Here is an 18,822-nt window from a genome sequence, read left to right on the forward strand (position 1 = left end):
AGCTGTGAAAGCAGAGACCCTCCTGACCAGCTTCTCGATCTTCCTCACGGCTGCCGCGGTGTTTCCAGCGTCGGCGCAAACAGCTGTCGCGAACGCCCCGGCGGCAACTGCTCCAGCCCAGCCGGTAGCCGACGCAGGATATCTGCTTGGTCCCGACGATGAAGTGAAGATTTCGATCTTCGGCCAACCGGACCTGTCGTCAACTACGCGGATAAAGGAAGATGGCTCGGTCACACTCGCCCTGATCGGACCTGTTCAGGCGCGAGGAAAGACCACCTCACAACTGGCGCAGACCATAGCTGCCAACTACGCAAGCGGCGGGTTTCTCACCAATCCATCCGTCAATGTGGAGGTGAGCAACTATGTCAGCCGCTTCGTGACTGTTCTGGGCAATGTGCCGCAAGCGGGCAATTACCCGCTCGACCGCAACTATAGCGTGGCGTCTATGCTGGCAAAGGCTGGCGGTTCGACCAAGGACGGCGCCAACGCCGTCATCCTGACGCCGGCCGATGGGAGCGGCGCTGTCCGCATATCGCTTGCCGATATGGCAGTGGGGGGTAGCCGCCAGTTGAAGCCGGGCGACATATTGTTCGTTCCTCCGGCCGAGAAGGTCTATGTTTACGGGCAGGTCCAGCAGCCGGGCGCCTTCTCCTTCGTGCCGGGCCAGAGCTTCCGCCAGGCCCTTGCATTGGCAGGAGGCCCGACGCTCGCGGGTTCGACCAAACGCATAAAAGTACGCCGGGGAGGCAAGGAAATACAGGCGAACCTGGATGATCCGGTTCAGCCTGAAGATGTCCTCATCATCCGGGAGAAGCTGTTTTGACTACGATCGATCATGGCTTCGCGCAGGATCGGCCCAGCGGGATGCTGGACTGGCTCATGTCCTTTCGCCGCAACATGGCGTCTGCCGATACGCATTCTGGCGAGCCTCGCATGAGGGCGGCTGAGCCCTTGTTGCTCGACACGCCTGTGGCGCCCGGCTTTCGGCCAATTCAGCAGGAGGATGAGGTAGCGGAAGCGCCACGGGCTCTTTCCATGGGTGCGATGGCGGCGCCTTTGAAGCCGATCAGCTTGCGGCGGGATTCCATTTACAGCGCTTTCAGTACGGCGATGCCGGTGACGGATCGGCACGGGCTGGCCGGACGGAACAGCGAGCTTGAGAAGCTGGTCGAGGCGATCGTCGTTCAGCGGAAACATGCGGTGATCTTCGGAACGCGGGGATCGGGCAAGACTTCGCTGGCGCGGGTTTTCGGCGATCTGGCGGATGAGGCGGGATGCGTCGCGCTTTATGGATCGGCGAGTGGGGACGCGGATTTCGACGCGTTGTTCCGGCCTTTTCTGAGCGAACTGCCGATGAGTGGGGCGGGGCAGGAAAAAGCGCGCAAATTAATGAATGAAACCATTGATGGAACGCGTTTGGCGAACCTGCTGGTGGAAGACGTACGGCAGCGTACGATTTTGATCCTGGACGAGTATGACCGGGTCCGATCGGATGAGGCGAAATCGGATGTGGCGACGCTGCTGAAGCTGCTCACCGACATTCACTCGCCGGTCCAGGTGGTGCTGGTCGGCATCGCGGGAGACGTGGATGGGCTGATCGCGGCGCATCCGTCATTGCGGCGGCATATCGCGCCTCAGCGGGTCGCGCCAATCCCGAAGCCGGAACTGGAGCGGCTGCTGATGAGCTGCGCGGACAATGCCCGGCTGAAGCTTGATCCGGACGCGCTCGACGCGCTGGCGGGCGCGGCGATGGGGTCACCCTATCATGCGCGGCTGTTCGGCATGCAGGCGGCGCTCGTCGCCGAAGCGGCGGGCCGCGAGCGCATGACGCTGGCCGATGTGGAGCAGGGACTGGCGTCCGCGCTGGAAGACTGGGCGGAGATGAGCGGCGCAACCCATGCGCTGTTCCGCCGCATCCTGTGGGACGCGGGCGCAAACCGGCGGATGATCGCGCTGGCAGGGGTCGCAGCGTCCCAGATGTCGGTCATTTCCCATGACCGGCTCGTCCGTCTGAGCCATGAAGTACTGGGCGGCGGATCGATCAATGAAGGTCAGGCCGCCGACACGCTGCGGCGGTTGGAGCCGATCCTGACACCGATGCCCGGCGGCGAACTGTTCATGTTCGAAGATACGCTGGCGCCGCAATTCCTGTTGCTGATGGCAAAGCAGCCGGTGCCCGCGACGCCCCCTGCCCCGACGCCTGCCGAAGAAATGCGCGCCATGCTGCGAGGAGTTGACGGGCTATGACCATGAACCCGATCGATCTGCTGTCCGCCGTCCAGGCCCGGTGGCGGACGGCGGCGCTGCTGGGCGGCGCGCTGTTCCTGATCGTCGCCATATTGGCGTTTCTACAGCCCCGCCAATATGCGGCCACATCCTCGCTGCTGCTGGACCTGTCCCAGACAGACCCGACCGACGCCAACAACCAACCGGGCGCACGCGTCGAGGTGGACAGCATATTGGGCACGCAAACGGACGTCATCCGATCCGCCAAGGTCATCAATGCGGTGGCGAAGGAAGCCGGGTTCGTCGATGAACTGCCGAAGGATGTCCCGCTCGATGCGCGCGTGCAGCAAGCGGCCGACCGCGTGCGGGCCAGCCTGACCGTGACGACCGGGCGGCAGAGCAATGTGCTGCAATTGCAATATATGGATGCCGATCCGGCCGTCGCGGCGAAGGTCGCGAACCTGGCCGCACAAGTCTACATGCGCGAGCAGGTCGAACTGCGCGCGTCGCCTGCGCGGGGATCGGCCAAATGGTTCGACGAGCAGACGCAGGAAGTACGCCGCCGGTACGAACTCGCGCAGAAGCGCCTGTCCGATTTCCAGCGCGCGCATGACATCATCGGCATCAACCGCATGGACCTTGAGGCCGAAAAGCTGAAGAACCTGTCCTATCAGCTGACCCAGGCGCAAGCCGAGGCGGCGGCTGCACGGTCGAAAGCCGGCGCGGGATCGGTGTCCGACATCGAAGGGTCGCTGATCGTCCAGAATTTGCAGGAGCAGGTGGCGACGCAATCAGGGCGGGTTTCGGAATTGTCGAAGACCCTTGGCCCCAACCATCCGAGCATGGTCGCCGCCAACGCCCAATTGTCGGAGCTTCAGTCGAAGCTGGCAGCGGCACGCGCCAGCCAAGCGGGCGCGGTGAACGCCAACAGCCGGGCGGCAAGCAGGCGCGAAGGGGACCTCAAGTCCAACATGGCGGGCCAGGAAGATCGCATGATCCGCATGTCGGACGTGCAGGACCAGTTGATGGTCATGCAGCGGGACGTGGATGCCGCGCGCCAGACCTATGACACGGTGCGCCAGCGGTTCAACGAAGCGACGCTGAAGAGCCAGATTTCGCAGCCCAATGCCAGCTTGCTGGACGAGGCGGCGGTGCCGTTGCTGCCAGCCAAGCCGAACATCATGCTTTGGCTGATCGCGGGGGTTGCGCTGGGCCTGATCGGCGGGGTGGCGGCAGTCGTCATCGCCGAGATCCTGAAGCCCCGCGTCCGTTCCGCAACCGGTGTCGCCAAGGCGACCGAAGTTGAAGTCATCACCGAACTGTTGCCGGTCCCCACACGGGGCGGCTGGTTCCTCAATCGGCAGGAGGCCGCATGAGACTGCGTTCCACGGCAGGCGCCCCACCCCAGTTGATGCCGGGCGGCGGGACCGCCGCGCTCCGGCCCAGAGGACGCGACAAGCAGAGCTTTGCGAAGCTGGCGGTCGATCACGGGTTCCTGGCGGAATCCGACGTCACCCGCGTCGACATGCATGCGCGCGAACATGGGCTTCCCTTTCACGAGGCAGCGGTGGAGATCGGCGCGCTGGATGCCGAGGCGGCCAATCTGCTGGCGGCACTGGCGGGCGGATTTTCGCTGCTGCCGACCGGAGATGAACGGATAGACCCGGCGGTGGTCGCGGCCTTTGATCCTGCAAGCCCCTATGCCGCCAAAATCAGGACGGTCCGGGCCAAGATGCGGGCAGCGGCGAAGGCGGGCGATCCGTCCGCGCTGCGGCTGGCGGTACTGTCGGTGGATGCCGGAAACGAGGCTGCGGTGATGGCCGCGAACCTAGCGGTCGTGCTGGCGCAGATGGACGGTCAGACGATGTTGATCGACGTCGACATGGGCAATCCGTCGCTCGACCGGTTGTTCCGCGTCGCGAACAAGGCGGGATTGGCGGAACAGTTGATGGGCAGTGCGGCGTTGCTGCCAGCGGCCAAGACCGCGATCGAGGGATTGTGGCTGATGACCGCGGGACGCGCTTCGGGCAGCGCGTCGAGCCTGATCACGCGCGGCCCGCTGGCGGACACAGCCAATGGATGGGGCCTGAAGGAAACATCGATGCTGTTCTACCTTGCCGAGCGCAAGGGCGAGCAGACGCCGGTCGGCAGCATCCTGGCAGGGTTCGACGCCGTGGTCATCGTCGCCCGGCGCGGCGATACCGCGATCGCCGACCTGCGCCGCATCATCGACGATCTCGACCGGCAAGGCGTGCCGATCGCCGGGACGGTCATCGCATGAGTGCTGAGCGGGCCCTGCCTCAACCTTTTCCTGCCGCAGACGCGCAGGAAAAGCATGTCGTCGTGGGCGGCGTTCCGGTTTCCACCCTGTCCCTCGACGCCCTGATCACGAAGATGGTGCGGGAAGCCCCGCTCCGCCGGATGCAGCAGGGAACACCATTGCTGGTGTTCGACTGCAACGGACAGGGCCTGTCGATGAATGCCATCGACCCGCAGTTCCGGGCCGATCTGGCTCAGGCGGACCTGATCCACGCCGATGGGCAGATCATCGTCAAGGCGTCACGCTGGTTCAGCAAGACGCCGATCGCGGACCGGTCGAGCACCACGGACATGTTCATCGACAGTCTGCCGCGTGCGGCCGCACAGGACGTGCGCTATTATCTGCTGGGCGGCGAGGAGAAGGTGAATGCCGAGTGCGCCCGGCGGGTCACCGAACAGACGCCGGGCCTCAAGCTGGCGGGCCGCCGCAACGGCTTCTGGAAAGCGGAAGACGAGGACGCGCTGATCGAAGAGATCAACGCGGCGGCGCCTGACGTGCTTTGGGTAGGAACGGGGAAGCCGCGCGAGCAGGCCTTTTGCGTGCGCAACCGGGATCGCATTAAGGCGGGGTGGATCGTCACTTGTGGCGGCCTCTTCAACTATGTGACCGGCGATTATCCGCGCGCGCCGATGTGGATGCAGAATGCGGGGCTTGAATGGCTGCACCGGATGGCGACGCGGCCACGGCAGCTGGCCTGGCGCTACATCACCACCAATCCCCATGCGCTTTGGCTGATCTGGAAGCATCGCCATGGCTGATGGGACAGCGGTTGCGCAGGCCCACCCCCTAACCCCCTCCCGCTTGCGGGAGGGGGAGCTGGAGAAAGACTTGCCCAACCCGCAGCGAGAGGGGCAGCTGATAGGGCGCGCGACCTCCTCTCCGGAGACGCGCGTGAGGAAATTGGGAAGCGTCTTTGGCCGATTTGGCCTTGCCAGCCTGTCGTCCGCCATCGTGTCGGTCAGCCATCTGGCCGTGCAGCTTTTTTCGATCCATCATCTGGGCACGGCGGCGATCGGTACGCTGGCCTTCCTGCTGGTGATCATCCAGTTTGGCTATGGCCTGTCCAACGCGCTGGTGTCGACGCCCTACACGATCGCGGTCAATCAGGATGACCGAGCCGATCGCACGTCATTCGACTTCTTCTTTCCGGTGAACCTGCTTCTGGCGGCGAGCCAGGGACTGATCTGCGCGGGAATAGCCTGGGCCACGGCATCCCCAGCGGCAGCGGCGATGTTCGGGTTGGCGGGCACCTTATCGCTCATCCGCTGGTTCGGGCGATCCAATGCCTATGCGCATCACCGGCCCGCGCGCGCGGCGCGATCGGACCTCGTCTATGCAGGGACGATCGTTGCTGGCCTGCTTGTGGCCACGCGGACAGGCGCTGACCTGGCGAGCATCGGCGCGATGCTGGTCGTTGCGAGCCTTGCCGGGCTGCTGCCATTTGGAATTTCCTATGTGCGGCGGCACTTCATCATGCGTCCCACGACGGCGTTGAGCGCCTATCGCCCGGTGTGGCGCGAGCAGTCCGGCTGGACATTGGTGGGGGTGCTTTCGACCGAGGCGACGTCGAACGCGCACAGCTATATCGTGACCCTGCTTGCCGGGCCTGCCGCCTTTGCGCCTGTTGCGGTGGGCATGCTGTTCTTCCGGCCGGTCAATGTGTGCATCACCGCGCTTACCCAGCTGGAGCGGCCCCGCATGACCCGTGCGGTGGCGCGCGGGGATCATGACGGCGCGATAAAGTCCGAGCGGATATTCATGGGCGCGCTGGTATTCCTGTGGGCGGGGACATGCGTGCTTGCGGCGCTGGTGCTGTTTGCCTTTCCGCAGTTGATCCTGAAACCGACGCTGGATTGGCAGCTGGTCGCGATCGCGGTGGGACTGTGCGCGCTGCTGTCGCTGGTCCAGTGCGTGCAGACGCCGATGAGCGTGATGACTCAGGCGCGCAAGGCGTTCCGGCCGCTCGCCCATCAGAGCCTGCGCAGTTGCGGCGTCGGCATAGCGGCGGTGACGCTGCTGACGCTGGCGGTTGCGCCGATCTTTTCGATTGCGGGCGTGGTGTTGTCACAACTGGTGATGATGCTGGGCATCTGGCAGCTCGACCGCAAGTGGCGGGCGAGCCAGCGGGCTGAGGACTGAAACCATGGCTTCGGCATGGCACCGCATGGGCACTGCGCCCTCCCTCCCCTCTCCTGCGGCTTCGCAGGACAGCCGGATGGTCGTGATCGCGCAGATCTTCTACTTCGTGTTCCTGATGATGGTCTTCATCGGCCAGCAGCCTTTTGCCTCGCGCACGCAGGATGAGCTGGTGGCGATGGCGGCGGACAATGACGGGTCGGACCTTTTCAAGCAGGCGCTGTTCATCGGCTTCGCGCTGCTGCTGACGGTGGTGCAGCTGTTGCGGCAGCATCCGCTGAAATACCGGTTCACCTTCTGGCCGCTGGCGATCATGCTTGTGTGGTTCCTGATCACTTGCAGCTGGGGCGTCGATCCGTTCGTGTCCTTCAAGCGGGTGATGCAACAGTTCATCGTGATCTACATCACCTTCTGCGCATTGGCGCTGATCGGGCCTGAGCGGTTGCTGACGGCGCTGCGATGGGCGCTGATCTCCTCGCTGCTGATATGCTGGGTGTCGATGCCACTGACGTCCGCGGCGGTGCATCCGCCGACCGAGAGCGACAAGGCGCTGATCGGCGCGTGGCGCGGGTTCTTCTTCCACAAGAATATCGCGGGCGCGGTGATGGCGCTGTGCTTCATCGTGTGCGGCAATGCGTGGATCGACCGGCGCAAATGGTATTATGCGTTGTTTGCCGTCATGGCGTTCGTCTTCGTCATCGGGACGAAGAGCAAGACGTCGCTGGCGCTGTGCGTGGGGATGCTGGCGATCAGCAACATCTACCGCGCGCTGAGCGATAATACGCAAAAGCGGGCGATCCTGCTCATCATGCTTGGCTTTGGGATGGTCGGGTTCCTGGGGCTATACATCGCCTACCAGCCGACGATCGAGCGGCTGTTCGCTGATCCGACGAGCTTTACCGGGCGCGTGTCGATCTGGCGTGTGGTGTTCGATTATCTGGCGGATCACCCGTTCCTGGGGGCGGGCTTTGGCGGCTTCTGGCAGGTGGGGGCGAACTCCCCGGCGCATGACTATCTCAACCAGCAGTTCCAGATGCTGACGGCGCATTCGCATGACGGCTATCTGGAGATCTGGGTGACGACCGGGCCGCTGGGGCTGGCGCTGCTGCTGCTGAGCTTCCTCGCGCTGCCGGCCTATTGGTTCCTGACCGGATCGACCAGGGAGAACCAGCATCTGATGGTTCCAGCCTTCGCGATCTGGGTGTTCGTCATGTACCAGAATCTGCTGGAAACCTCCTTCTTCGACAAGGACCGGCAGGTTTGGGTGATCTTCCTCGCGGCCATCGCGACCGCGCACGCAACCTTCAAGGCCAAGCCGCGCCCGCAGTGGCAGCGGCGGCGCATTTCTTCCCGGGAGGCTGTTCATGGCTAGGATCATCGTCTGCATCGCCACATGCAACCGGCCGCAGGGGTTGCGGCGGACGCTACATTCGATCGCCGCGCTGGAGACGGCGCATCAGATCGAGGTGCTGATCGCCGATAATGACGCCGCCCGGGCCGAAGGCATGGGCGTGGTCGAACGGCTCGCGGCGCAAGGCTATCGCTGGCCGATCAAGGCGCTGCTGGTGGCGGAGCGGGGCATTCCGGTGGTGCGCAACAGGCTGGTGGCGGAAGCGCTCGCGCGGCCCGGCGCGACGCATGTGGCGATGCTGGACGATGATGAGGCTGCATCGCCCGGCTGGATCGATGCGCTGGTGGACACGGCCATGCGGTGGAATGCCGATGTCGTGGGCGGAGCGGTGGCGCGGGAGATGGACGCGCGGGTCGCGCACTGGGCTGCGCGCCATCCCTTGTTGCAGGCGAAGCGGCGCGGTAATTCGGGGCCTGTGGCTCTGGTCGACAGTACCGCCAATGTGCTGATGACCGCGCAGGCGCTGCACCAGATGGGCGAGCGGCCCTTCGACGAACGCATGGCGCTGACCGGCGGGTCGGACAAGCAGTTGTTCAGCCGCATGGCGCGCAAGGGGTTCCGCTTCGCCTGGTCGGAAGAGGCGCTGGTGACGGAGCTTATCCCGGCGAGCCGGGTGACGGCGAAGTGGCTGCTGATGCGCGGCTACCGGCTGGGCATGACCGACATGATGGTCGAGCGCTTCCACAAGGGGCGGCTGCGTACCCTGCTGATCGAAGCGCCGCGCATTGCTGCCGGGTTCCTCGTCGGCACGCTGGGCGCTGCCGCAACATTCGACCGGGGCAAGCGCGTCGTGCGGCTGGGCAAGCTGTACCGCGCCATCGGCAAGATCGCCGGGATCGCCGGTTTCCGCTATGAAGAATATCGAAAGGTGCACGGCGCATGAGCGATGCCGCCCCCTTCTTTTCCGTGGTCATTCCCCTCTACAACCGCGCGGCGATCGTCGGTGACACGATCCGATCCGTGCTGTCGCAGGATTGGCAGGATTTCGAGATCGTCGTGATAGACGATGGATCGCGAGACAATCCCCGGCCTGCGATCGAAGCCATCGGCGACAAGCGGGTGCGCTATATCAGGCAGGACAATGCCGGAGGCGGGGCGGCGCGCAACCATGGCATCGAAACAGCGCGGGGACGCTATATCGCCTTCCTCGATTCCGACGATCTTTTCCTGCCGGGAAAGCTATCCATCATTGCCCGCGCGCTGAAGGATGATGACGGCCGCACGGTCCTCTATTCGCGGATGAAGGTAGACCGGGGTGTCGACCGTTACTGGATAAGGCCCGATCGGGGCATCCGGGACGGCGAGGATGTCGGCGAATATCTGTTCTGCGCCAATCAGTTCATGCAGACGTCGACCATGGTCGTGCCAAGCGACTTGGCGCGCAAGGTGTTGTTCGATCCGGCTCTGAAAAAGGGACAGGATCTGGACTTCTGCGTCCGGTTGCAGGGCGCCGGGGCGCGGTTCAAGATGGTCGAGGAGCCGCTGACGGTCTGGCTCGATGCGACCGAAGCGGGCCGTACATCCTATGTCCGGGGCTATGAAACGTCGCTCGATTGGCTCGACCGCTGCGGTCATATGCTGACTGGCCGGGCACGGCGCGGCTATCGCGCGACCGTGCTCGCCTATCATATGGCGCCTGTCCGGCCCCTCGCCGCCCTCCGTGATCTGGTGGTCGGCCTGTTTGCGGGCGGCGTACCGCCAACGGTGGTCGCGCGGCAGCTGCTGCGGTCGTTCCTCCCAAAGCCGCTCTACCGGTCGCTGGTGAACCGCTTCGTGCTGCGGTTCGGCAAAGGCGAACCGGCCCATGGCGGGGCGCGGTCGTGATGACGGCGTGGCAATCGCCATCGCAGCTGCAGGCTGCCGTCGCCGAACCCGTTTTTTCGGTCGTCATCCCCACCTATCAGCGGCGCGACGCTGTCGTGGCCGCAGTGCTGTCCGCGCTGGAGCAGAGCATCGCGGTAATCGAGGTGATCGTCGTCATCGATGGGTCGACGGACGGCACCGAATTGGCGCTTCAGGCCATCAAGGACCCGCGCCTGTCTATCATCGTGCAGCAGAACCGGGGTGCATCGGCAGCGCGCAACGCTGGCATCGATCAGGCACGGGGGCGATATATCGCATTTCTGGACTGCGACGACCGTTTCCTGCCGCATCATCTGGCCGACCTGCTGCCGCTGTTGGAGGAGAATGAAAATATCGTCGCCTATGGCCAGGTGCTGGCAGACCGGGGCGGCGGGCGTAATTTCCTGAAGCCTCCACGCGCGATACAGCGCAACGAGCCGGTTGATCGCTACCTGATGTGCGATCGAGGCTTCATCCAGACGAGCAGCGTGGCGCTCAGCCGCTCGCTGGCGGAGAAGGTGCGGTATCGCGAAGATGTGAAGTTCGGCGATGATACCGATTTTGCGCTGCGCCTGTCGCTGGCAGGGGCAGTCTTCGTGATGGCGAGCCGCCCCGGCACCATCTGGACCGACAGGCAGGCGCAGGACCGCTTGTCGCAGGTTCGCGGCAATGTCGGGAGCCTGGCGTGGCTGGCCGACCTGCGCCCGCATATCTCCACGCGTGCCTTTTCGGGCTATATGGGCTGGCATGCCGCAAAGAGCATCTGGCCGACCGAGCGGCTGCGCGCCATCCGCTATTATCTGACGGCCCTTTTGCATGGCGCTTATGGCCCGCGCCTGGCGGGGGCCGTGCTGATGCAGATCGTCCTGCCTGACGGTGTTTACCGAAGCCTATGCGACCGGTGGATCGATGTCTCGCGCCTTTTCACTGGACGGAGGCAGAGCCTGTGATGCGGCGCGAATTCCTGACAGGCGCAGCGACATTGGCCGCCTGCTCCCCCATACCGCCCGGCGCCGCGCGCGTGGTGTCGCGCGAAGGGCTGGCCGATCACGCCAGACAATCCGGCCGCTATTTTGGCGCGGCCGTGAAGTCGCGGCTGCTGCGCGAGGACAGGGCCTACCGCGCGGCGGCCGCGCGGGAATGCAACATATTGGTGCAGGAATATGAACTGAAGCGCAAAACCGCCGAACCCAAGCCCGGCAAATATGATTTCAAGGGCGCGGACGAGATCATCGATTTCGCGCAGCAGCATGGGATGCGGGCGCGTGGGCACACGCTGGTCTGGTACACGGCCAATCCCACATGGCTGGAACCAGCGGTGGAGCGCGCGGGGAAAGCGGAACAGCGACGCTTGATGACCAGCTATATCGACGTCGCCATGCGCCGCTATGCGGGCCGGATCAGCGAATGGGACGTGGTCAACGAGACGCTGGAACCCAATCAGGGCCGAGCAGACGGCATGCGTGCGGAAAACCTTTGGATGAAAGCCATGGGCGAACATTATATCGACCTCGCCTTCCACCGCGCCCGAGAAGTCGATGGCGACGCTACGCTGTTCCTCGGCGACTATGGACTGGAGCATGATTCCCCGCGGTGCGAACGGCGGCGGACGGCGATGCTGAAGCTGCTCGATCGCTTGCTCGGGCGCGGCGTGCCGATCGATGCTGTCGGAGTTCAGGGGCACTTGAAGCCCTATAGGGAGCCCTTCAAGCAACGGCAGTTCGCAGACTTTCTCGACACATTGAGCGGATATGGGCTGAAGCTGGCGATCACCGAACTGGACATTGCCGATCGTGGCGGGCCGCCCAATCCGGAAAAACGAGACCGCGAGGTTGCGGCGTTCGGCAAGGCTTTCCTCGATGTCGCCCTGGACAATCCTGCGGTGGAATCGGTGCTCTGCTGGGGCATTTCCGATCAATATTCCTGGCTGTCCAATTATCCGGAATATAAGTGGCCGGACGGGCAATTGTCGCGTGGCCTGCCCTTCGACGGCAAGATGGCGCGCAAGCCATTTTGGGATGCGATTGCGGGCGCGTTCGATGCGGCGCCGCCTGTCGGCAGGAGGAACCGAGCATGAGGGTCGCTTCCCTGACAGGCCTGCGCGGGGTCGCGGCGGTTTCCGTCCTGCTTTATCATATCCCGCATCAGCCGGCCTTTTCGCAGTTTGCGATTCCCCTGTTCTCGCGCGCCTATCTGGCCGTGGACCTGTTCTTTATCCTGAGCGGCTTCGTCATTTCCTACGGTTATCATGACCGGGTCGTGACGCATCTGAGCCGGGCAAGCTATGCCGACTTCCTGATCAATCGCATGGCCCGGGTGTGGCCGCTGCACCTGATCGTGACATTGGTGTTCGGGCTTCGCATCCTGCTGAACGTTTCCGGCAACCAGTCGATCGACTTGAACGCGGGCAACGTGATCAGCAATCTATTCATGGTGCAAAGCTGGGGATGGGGAACGGAGCCGATCGCTGGCAATAGCTGGTCGGTCAGTACGGAAGTCGCCGCCTACCTGATCTATCCCCTGATTGCGATGCTGGCCTTTTCGCGCCTGGCCTGGGCGCAGGCGGCGCTTTGCATCGGGGTGCTGATGTTCGTGGCATCCTCGGGCCTTGGATCGAGCGGGCCGCTGGACGTCAACGATAGCGACAGCGTGTTGACGCTGTTGCGCTGCGTTGCGGGCTTCTCGCTGGGCGTACTGACATATCGGGTTGCGGACCATCCTGTATGCAAGGCGGTGATCGATCGCAGGGGCGGCTTTGCAGGGGTCTGCGCCCTGATCGCGCTGGCGCTGCTGTTGCCGGGAGCCGATGTGCTGGTCGTGTGCCTGATGCCTGCGCTGGTGCTGAGCTGCTATTATGATGGGCCTGCCGCGCGCGCTGTGATGGCCAACCGATTGAGCTTTCACCTCGGCCTCATCAGCTATTCCATCTATCTTTGGCATCCGCTGGTGCGTGACGTCGCGGCGCGTACGATGGGTGTGGCGCAGCGGCACGGGATTGCCGGGATGGATTGGCTGTTCGTGCTGGGGATGCTGGTCGTCACCTGGCTGATTTGCTGGGTCAGCTACCTGTTGATCGAGGTGCGCGGGCATCAGCTGATCAAGTGGATGCAAAAGGGACGTCCGCAGCGCCCGGCAGCACTGGAACCCGCGGCGCCATGATGGGCAAGCCGATCTGGATCGCCATCCCGACATTCAAGCGGCCAGCCGAATTGCGGCACTTGCTGGAAACGCTGGCGCGGCTGGTGCGGGGGCAGGATGTCATGGTGCTGGTCGCCGACAATGACGGGCAGGCTGCGGATGGCGCTGCGGTGGTGGAGGCTTTGCGAGGGGACGGCTATCCCCTCCCCCTTAGGCTGCTGCGGGTGGCGGAGCCGGGGCTTTGCTCTGTCCGCAACGCGATATGTGAAACGGCGATGGCTGATCCGACGATGCGGTTCATCGCCATGATCGATGATGACGAGTGGCCTCAGCCGGGCTGGCTGGACGCCCTGCTCGCCTGTCAGGCGCAAGTGGGCGCGGATGTGGTGGCGGGACCTGTCGACTTTCACTTCATGGGAAAGCCGCCGCGATGGGCCGGGCAGACGCTCGTGTTCCGGCCCGAACGGCGCGCCTGGGGAGCGACGGGGATGCTGTGGGCGAGCAATAACCTGCTGGTGAGCCGCAGGGCGCTGGAGATGGTGACGCGGCCGTGGTTCGATCCGCGCTTCAATCGCAGCGGCGGCGAGGATCTGGATTTCCTGGCGCGATTGCGGGAAGCGGGCGCGCGGTTCGCCTGGGCACCCGAGGCGCGTGTCAGCGAATGGGTTCCGCCGGAGCGGGCGAAGCTGAGCTGGGTGCTCAAGCGGATGTGGCGGATCGGCTTTACCGAGACTTTGGCACGGCGGAAGCGGGGGCCGGGGCGCCTGGCCCGGCTTGCGCTGTTCGGCCGGACGCTGGGCATATTGGCATTGCGCACCGTTGGCCTTGCGGGGCTGATCCTGCCCGGCGCGCACCGCGTGGACGTTGCCGGGCAGTGGGTGAAATGCTGGGGACGCCTCTATGCCCTCTCGGGCGGCGCCCACAGCCATTATGGCGCGTTGTAGATACGGAAGCTCTTGATGATCATGTCGCCCGAGCCGTCATCATAGGCCCCGCTGGTTTTCACCGCGACGTCCATGATCGGATACCAGCGGTGCCCCTGGAAGGGATTGACCGACTGATAGGTTTCGACCCCGTCCACGAACCAGGTGATATAGTCGCGCTGAATATCCACCGCGAAGCTGTGGAAACCCTGGGAGAAGCCGTTCAGGCCGTAAGCCTGCTCCGCCTGGATCGTGACGCCCCGCTGAAAGCTGCGCACGCCGCCGCTGCCGCCATGGATGGTCTGGCCGATGTGGCGGTCGAAGTCCCAATAGCTCTGATAGCCAAAGCCTTCATAGATATCGATTTCGGGCGGCCAGCCGCTGGTGGAGATCAGCCAGAATGCAGGCCATGATCCGCGGCGGCTGGGCATCTTCGCTACCCATTCATATTGGCCGTAGCCGATCTGCGAGGCGATGAAGTTGCGGCCGTCCAGTACGGTGGCGCCATAATACCAGTTCTGGCCTTCATACCAGATGGGCGTCTTGAGCTTCTGGCTGTGCAGGACGAGCCCCTGCGTACCCCAGTAGACGGGCCCCTCCACGCCGGGGAAGACGGATGAATCGAGGTAGAGGCCGGCTTCGCCATTGGCGATCTGGGTGCGGCCATGCGAGAGCGAGGTGGCCCAGCGGTCCCAGCCGCCGTCAGGGGAGCGCTTGTGCGTCTCCTTCTTAAGCTCGAACTGAAGCGTGCCCGTCGCCGCGAAGGCGCGAGGTTGGCGGAAGGTGCCGCTTGCCTTGAGCGTCGGCGCGGCGGCGCTGGTAGCGGTGATGGTCGCGAGCGATTGCCCCTGCAGGCCGCCCCAGGGTGCTTCGCGCAGCTTCACCTGGAACTGCTGTCCTTCGGCGAGGCTGGTGATCGGCACCTCGACCGTCTGGACGAGCGGATCGCCGGGGCGGAAGATGACGACCGTGTCGACGGTCTGGTAATTATATCCCGACAACGCTCGCAGCGTGCCTGATCCGTTAATCGTGATGACCCGCGCGATGACCGTGTTGGGCGTCGGCCGGTCCAGCGTCACCGGCACATAAGCAGTGCCGCTGCCCGGAAGAACCGTGGCATTGCCCAGCGACAGTGTCGCCTTGTCCGGCAGCTTTGTACCGCTGGCGAAATCGAAAGTGGAAAAGCTCGACGTCATGGTCGAGCTCGGACCAGTCGTGGACGAAGTCGTCGAAGATGTGGTCAACGCTGGTGCGCTGCCCAGCAGAGTGGTTGTCGATCCAGTCGATGAGGTGGGTGACGATCCGCCCGATATGATTGTCGCGGCCCCCGCCGCCATGACGCACAAAAGCGATAATCCGGCTCCAACCATGGAGCCGGTCAGCCTGATATTCATGTTTGCAACCCCCGCTTATTAGCCCCCTTAGGGTCCTATACGAAGGTTAACAAAAACTTCCGGTCAAGCACGGCTCATCGCAAAGGAGAGATCTTTGCGACGAGCCGAGGAACTTATTCAGCTGCCTGGATGAGCGGCTCTGGTTCGGGCTCCGCGCCCCTGCCCACGCTGACATAGGTAAAGCCGGCGGCTTCGGCGTCCGCCGGGCGGTAGATGTTGCGCAGGTCGACAAGGCCGTCCCCGTTCATCACCGACCGGAGGCGTGGCAGGTCCAGAGCCCGCAAGGCGTCCCATTCGGTGACGATCACCACGGCCGAGGCTCCCTTTGCCGCGTCATAAGGGCTGGTGCAAAAGTCCACATTCTGGAGCATCGAACGCGCGGCATCCATGCCTTCAGGGTCATAGGCGCGGACCTGCGCGCCCGCATCCTGCAGTGCCTGGATGATGGAGAGCGAGGGCGCATCCCGCATGTCGTCGGTGTTGGGCTTGAAGGTAAGGCCCAGCACGCCGATCGTCTTGCTCCGTACCGATCCATTGCACACGGCGACCACCTTGCGAGCCATGGCGCGCTTGCGGCTTTCGTTGATCGCCACCGTCGTTTCGATCAGGCGGATGGGCGCGCCCGCATCCTCGGCGGTCTTCACGAGAGCCAGCGTGTCCTTCGGGAAGCAGGACCCGCCATAGCCGGGACCAGCGTGGAGGAACTTGCTGCCGATGCGGTTGTCCAGGCCGATGCCGCGCGCGACCTGCTGCACGTCCGCGCCGACATGTTCGCACAGTTCCGCGATTTCGTTGATATAGGTGATCTTCATCGCAAGGAAGGCATTGGCCGCATATTTGATCAGCTCGCTGGTGCGCCTGCCGGTGAACTGAATGGGAGCCTGGTTGAGGTAAAGCGGACGGTAGACTTCTTCCATCACCGGGCGCGCGCGATCATCCTCTATGCCGATGACGATGCGGTCAGGCCGCTTGAAATCCTGGATCGCCGCCCCTTCCCGAAGGAATTCAGGGTTGGAGGCGACAGCAAATTCCGCGGCCGGATTGGTTTCCCGGATGATCCGGTCGACTTCGTCACCGGTGCCGACCGGAACGGTGGATTTGGTGACGATGACGGTGAAGCCGCGCAAGGAGGATGCGATTTCCCGCGCGGCGTCATAGACGTAGCTGAGGTCCGCATGGCCATCGCCCCGCCGAGCAGGCGTGCCGACCGCGATGAACACGACATCGGCCTCTGCGACAGAGGCAGCAAGGTCCGTCGTGAAGGTCAGCCGTCCCGCCTTCACATTGCGCGCGATCAGGTCGGCAAGACCCGGCTCATAGATGGGAACGCCGCCTCCGCGCAGCACCTCGACCTTTGACACATCCTTGTCGACGCAAATGACGTCATGGCCAAAGTCCGCCAAGCATGCGCCCGAAACCAACCCGACATAGCCCGATCCGGTCATAACGATCCGCATCACCATTCTCCCTTCGAAAGAGCTTCGCGCCTGGCATCCGTTCCGCGAAGAAGGGCGCAAGAAACCAACCCCGCAAAACGCAGGATGACGGGCTCAGCCATTCACCATGAACCGGACGCACAGGCGCTAAAGCCCGACATCCAAAAGCTGGAACCAGCCAGCTATTGATGCGGCGCAGCATAGCGTTCGAGGCCAAGTGGATGCAACGCAGCCCGCCGCTCGGCAGACACATATGAGCGTGGAAGCAGCGCTTACTTACCGGAAAATATGGTCAGATGCCGCCGGTCACGACGGGCCAGCCGCCACTTTCCAGGCGATTGGTGAGATCGGCGACGCACTGTTCCAGGGTTGCCGCGTCCGTTGACCGGATGACGAAGTTCGCGCCTGTCCTTCCTTCGCGGAAGAAGGGATAGCTGCCGATCTGACAGCCTTCATGGCTACGCTCCGTCTTGGCGAGGATATCGGCAATCTCGCTTTCCGCGACCCAGCAGCCGATCTGCGCAGACATCAGCGGGCGACCACCTTCCAGCGTGCCGGTCAACATGTCCAGCATGCCTGCGGTGATATGGGGCACACCGGCCATGATGAAGATGTTGCCGTGACGGATACCGGGCGCGCCCGACATGCGGTTTTCGATGAGGTCGGAGCCTGCCGGCACTCTCGCCATCCGTAACCGCGCGTCGGTGAGGCCGCCGCGCGTTTCATAATAGCCCTGCAGCATGGCGCGCGCCTCAGGGTGAATTTCGACGTTCACCTCAAGCGCCCGCGCAATCGCATCGACGGTGATGTCATCATGCGTCGGCCCGATGCCGCCGGTCGTGAACAGATAGTCATTGCGGGCGCGAAGCGTGTTCACCGCCTCGACAATGGAGTCGCTGTCGTCGGCGATCACGCGGACCTCCCGCAACCTGATCCCCTGCACATTCAGCCAGGACGCGATCTGCGCGATATTCTTGTCCTGGGTTCGGCCGGACAGAATCTCGTCTCCGATCACGATCAGCGCGGCGGTCCAGATGCGTTCGGTTACGGGCATGGGGCTGGCCATAGCCCTTGATCGGTCTGCTGCCTAGCCCGGCGCGAACGGGGCCTCGCAATATCACCTTGTTCCGCCTATAATCGCATCATGACCGAATATATGACGATGACGGCCGATGCGCCGATTTCCCGATCGACCGCGATCAAATTGTACGACGCGACAGGCTTTGACGGCATGCGCAAGGCGGGCCGGTTGGCGGCGGAGATCCTCGACGCATTGGTGCCGCATGTCGTGCCGGGCGTCACCACCGGCGAGTTGGACGACATCGTCCGTCGCATGACGCTGGATGGCGGCGGCGTACCCGCGACCCTTGGCTATCGCGGCTACACGCACAGCTGCTGCATCTCACTCAACAATGTCATCTGCCATGGCATACCTGGCGACCTGAAGCTGAAAGAAGGCGATATCCTGAATATCGACGTGACGCCGCTCGTCGATGGCTGGCACGGCGACACCAGCCGCATGTTCATCGTCGGCGAAACGAGCATCAAGGCCAAGCGGCTCATCGAAGTAACCTATGAGTGCCTGATGCTGGGCATCGAACAGGCAAAGCCCGGCAATCATCTCGGCGACATCGGCTATGCCATTCAGCGGCATGCGGAGAAGCATCGCTACGGCGTGGTCCGCGATTTCTGCGGCCATGGCCTTGGCCGGGTGTTCCATGACAGCCCGGAAGTGGTCCATATCGGCCGTCCGGGAACGGGCCCGGAACTTCGTCCCGGCATGTTCTTCACGATCGAGCCGATGATCAACATCGGGAAGCCGGGCGTGAAGATGCTGGAGGATGGCTGGACGGCAGTGACGCGCGACCGGACGCTTTCGGCACAATTCGAACACAGCATCGGCATCACCGAGACAGGCTGCGAAATCTTCACGAAGAGCCCGGCCGGACTGGATGCGCCGCCCTATCTGGGATGAACTTCCGGCTGCCTAAAATTT

At 63.7% G+C, this 18,822-nt stretch carries 18 protein-coding genes; 15 read left to right on the forward strand and 3 right to left on the reverse strand.

The features are described from left to right. The first annotated feature begins 4 nt into the window (after positions 1-4). From NCHOL11_RS07345 to NCHOL11_RS07405, 13 genes are all read left to right on the forward strand, one after another. On the forward strand, positions 5-823 hold the full coding sequence (locus tag NCHOL11_RS07345) for a polysaccharide biosynthesis/export family protein (RefSeq protein ID WP_097091712.1): 819 nt from the start codon (positions 5-7) through the stop codon (positions 821-823). Then, the gene (locus NCHOL11_RS07350; protein ID WP_255254739.1) at positions 820-2,247 is read left to right on the forward strand and encodes an ATP-binding protein; all 1,428 of its coding nucleotides are present in this window, start codon (positions 820-822) and stop codon (positions 2,245-2,247) included. The genes NCHOL11_RS07345 and NCHOL11_RS07350 overlap by 4 nt, the downstream gene beginning before the upstream one ends. Beyond that, positions 2,244-3,602: a GNVR domain-containing protein gene (locus NCHOL11_RS07355; protein ID WP_097091713.1), complete on the forward strand. Its 1,359-nt coding sequence runs from the start codon at positions 2,244-2,246 to the stop codon at positions 3,600-3,602. The genes NCHOL11_RS07350 and NCHOL11_RS07355 overlap by 4 nt, the downstream gene beginning before the upstream one ends. Next, positions 3,599-4,507: a capsular biosynthesis protein gene (locus NCHOL11_RS07360; RefSeq protein WP_097091714.1), complete on the forward strand. Its 909-nt coding sequence runs from the start codon at positions 3,599-3,601 to the stop codon at positions 4,505-4,507. The genes NCHOL11_RS07355 and NCHOL11_RS07360 overlap by 4 nt, the downstream gene beginning before the upstream one ends. Next, on the forward strand, positions 4,504-5,304 hold the full coding sequence (locus tag NCHOL11_RS07365) for a WecB/TagA/CpsF family glycosyltransferase (protein ID WP_097091715.1): 801 nt from the start codon (positions 4,504-4,506) through the stop codon (positions 5,302-5,304). Before NCHOL11_RS07360 ends, NCHOL11_RS07365 begins: the two co-directional genes overlap by 4 nt. 133 nt (positions 5,305-5,437) lie before the next feature. Next, positions 5,438-6,685, forward strand: coding sequence for a polysaccharide biosynthesis protein (locus NCHOL11_RS07370; protein ID WP_255254740.1), 1,248 nt, complete (start codon positions 5,438-5,440; stop codon positions 6,683-6,685). 4 nt (positions 6,686-6,689) lie between these two features. Continuing rightward, positions 6,690-8,054: an O-antigen ligase family protein gene (locus NCHOL11_RS07375; RefSeq protein WP_097091716.1), complete on the forward strand. Its 1,365-nt coding sequence runs from the start codon at positions 6,690-6,692 to the stop codon at positions 8,052-8,054. Then, complete coding sequence (locus NCHOL11_RS07380; protein WP_097091717.1) at positions 8,047-8,976, forward strand: glycosyltransferase family 2 protein; 930 nt, start codon at positions 8,047-8,049, stop codon at positions 8,974-8,976. The genes NCHOL11_RS07375 and NCHOL11_RS07380 overlap by 8 nt, the downstream gene beginning before the upstream one ends. Then, the gene (locus tag NCHOL11_RS07385) at positions 8,973-9,917 is read left to right on the forward strand and encodes a glycosyltransferase family 2 protein (protein WP_097091718.1); all 945 of its coding nucleotides are present in this window, start codon (positions 8,973-8,975) and stop codon (positions 9,915-9,917) included. The genes NCHOL11_RS07380 and NCHOL11_RS07385 overlap by 4 nt, the downstream gene beginning before the upstream one ends. Next, positions 9,917-10,885 carry a glycosyltransferase family 2 protein gene (locus NCHOL11_RS07390; RefSeq protein WP_097091719.1) on the forward strand — a complete coding sequence of 323 codons (969 nt, stop codon included), beginning with the start codon at positions 9,917-9,919 and terminating at the stop codon, positions 10,883-10,885. Before NCHOL11_RS07385 ends, NCHOL11_RS07390 begins: the two co-directional genes overlap by 1 nt. After that, on the forward strand, positions 10,885-12,012 hold the full coding sequence (locus NCHOL11_RS07395) for an endo-1,4-beta-xylanase (RefSeq protein WP_255254741.1): 1,128 nt from the start codon (positions 10,885-10,887) through the stop codon (positions 12,010-12,012). Before NCHOL11_RS07390 ends, NCHOL11_RS07395 begins: the two co-directional genes overlap by 1 nt. Then, positions 12,009-13,094, forward strand: a complete 1,086-nt coding sequence (locus NCHOL11_RS07400; RefSeq protein ID WP_097091721.1) for an acyltransferase family protein — start codon at positions 12,009-12,011, stop codon at positions 13,092-13,094. The genes NCHOL11_RS07395 and NCHOL11_RS07400 overlap by 4 nt, the downstream gene beginning before the upstream one ends. Next, the gene (locus tag NCHOL11_RS07405; RefSeq protein WP_097092808.1) at positions 13,091-14,017 is read left to right on the forward strand and encodes a glycosyltransferase family 2 protein; all 927 of its coding nucleotides are present in this window, start codon (positions 13,091-13,093) and stop codon (positions 14,015-14,017) included. Before NCHOL11_RS07400 ends, NCHOL11_RS07405 begins: the two co-directional genes overlap by 4 nt. On the opposite strand, the gene NCHOL11_RS07410 is transcribed toward NCHOL11_RS07405, so the two are convergent. Beyond that, positions 14,002-15,192, reverse strand: coding sequence for a family 16 glycosylhydrolase (locus tag NCHOL11_RS07410; protein ID WP_236574966.1), 1,191 nt, complete (start codon positions 15,190-15,192; stop codon positions 14,002-14,004). The two genes, NCHOL11_RS07405 and NCHOL11_RS07410, sit on opposite strands and share 16 nt — an antisense overlap. On the opposite strand from NCHOL11_RS07410, the gene NCHOL11_RS18515 reads away from it, so the two are divergent. After that, a complete protein-coding gene (locus NCHOL11_RS18515) occupies positions 15,191-15,412 on the forward strand; it encodes a hypothetical protein (RefSeq protein ID WP_236576310.1) in 222 nt (73 codons plus the stop codon). The two genes, NCHOL11_RS07410 and NCHOL11_RS18515, sit on opposite strands and share 2 nt — an antisense overlap. A gap of 91 nt (positions 15,413-15,503) precedes the next feature. On the opposite strand, the gene NCHOL11_RS07420 is transcribed toward NCHOL11_RS18515, so the two are convergent. Together NCHOL11_RS07420 and NCHOL11_RS07425 are read right to left on the reverse strand one after the other, a co-directional pair. Then, complete coding sequence (locus NCHOL11_RS07420) at positions 15,504-16,847, reverse strand: UDP-glucose dehydrogenase family protein (protein ID WP_097092810.1); 1,344 nt, start codon at positions 16,845-16,847, stop codon at positions 15,504-15,506. Between the two features lie 271 nt (positions 16,848-17,118). Next, on the reverse strand, positions 17,119-17,880 hold the full coding sequence (locus NCHOL11_RS07425; protein WP_097092811.1) for a competence/damage-inducible protein A: 762 nt from the start codon (positions 17,878-17,880) through the stop codon (positions 17,119-17,121). A gap of 90 nt (positions 17,881-17,970) precedes the next feature. On the opposite strand from NCHOL11_RS07425, the gene map reads away from it, so the two are divergent. Further along, on the forward strand, positions 17,971-18,801 hold the full coding sequence (gene map, locus NCHOL11_RS07430) for a type I methionyl aminopeptidase (protein WP_097091723.1): 831 nt from the start codon (positions 17,971-17,973) through the stop codon (positions 18,799-18,801). Positions 18,802-18,822 lie beyond the last annotated feature (21 nt).

This window comes from Novosphingobium sp. Chol11 (genome assembly GCF_900218065.1).
Taxonomy (GTDB): domain Bacteria; phylum Pseudomonadota; class Alphaproteobacteria; order Sphingomonadales; family Sphingomonadaceae; genus Sphingobium; species Sphingobium agri.

Coding starts and splice junctions, on each gene's coding strand:
- NCHOL11_RS07355 (WP_097091713.1), top strand. CDS start 2,244: ATGACCATGAACCCGATCGATCTGCTGTCCGCCGTCCAGGCCCGGTGG.
- NCHOL11_RS07360 (WP_097091714.1), top strand. CDS start 3,599: ATGAGACTGCGTTCCACGGCAGGCGCCCCACCCCAGTTGATGCCGGGC.
- NCHOL11_RS07365 (WP_097091715.1), top strand. CDS start 4,504: ATGAGTGCTGAGCGGGCCCTGCCTCAACCTTTTCCTGCCGCAGACGCG.
- NCHOL11_RS07375 (WP_097091716.1), top strand. CDS start 6,690: ATGGCTTCGGCATGGCACCGCATGGGCACTGCGCCCTCCCTCCCCTCT.
- NCHOL11_RS07380 (WP_097091717.1), top strand. CDS start 8,047: ATGGCTAGGATCATCGTCTGCATCGCCACATGCAACCGGCCGCAGGGG.
- NCHOL11_RS07385 (WP_097091718.1), top strand. CDS start 8,973: ATGAGCGATGCCGCCCCCTTCTTTTCCGTGGTCATTCCCCTCTACAAC.
- NCHOL11_RS07390 (WP_097091719.1), top strand. CDS start 9,917: ATGACGGCGTGGCAATCGCCATCGCAGCTGCAGGCTGCCGTCGCCGAA.
- NCHOL11_RS07395 (WP_255254741.1), top strand. CDS start 10,885: ATGCGGCGCGAATTCCTGACAGGCGCAGCGACATTGGCCGCCTGCTCC.
- NCHOL11_RS07400 (WP_097091721.1), top strand. CDS start 12,009: ATGAGGGTCGCTTCCCTGACAGGCCTGCGCGGGGTCGCGGCGGTTTCC.
- NCHOL11_RS07405 (WP_097092808.1), top strand. CDS start 13,091: ATGATGGGCAAGCCGATCTGGATCGCCATCCCGACATTCAAGCGGCCA.
- NCHOL11_RS18515 (WP_236576310.1), top strand. CDS start 15,191: ATGGTCGAGCTCGGACCAGTCGTGGACGAAGTCGTCGAAGATGTGGTC.
- NCHOL11_RS07410 (WP_236574966.1), bottom strand. CDS start 15,192: ATGACGTCGAGCTTTTCCACTTTCGATTTCGCCAGCGGTACAAAGCTG.
- NCHOL11_RS07420 (WP_097092810.1), bottom strand. CDS start 16,847: ATGCGGATCGTTATGACCGGATCGGGCTATGTCGGGTTGGTTTCGGGC.
- NCHOL11_RS07425 (WP_097092811.1), bottom strand. CDS start 17,880: ATGCCCGTAACCGAACGCATCTGGACCGCCGCGCTGATCGTGATCGGA.
- map (WP_097091723.1), top strand. CDS start 17,971: ATGACCGAATATATGACGATGACGGCCGATGCGCCGATTTCCCGATCG.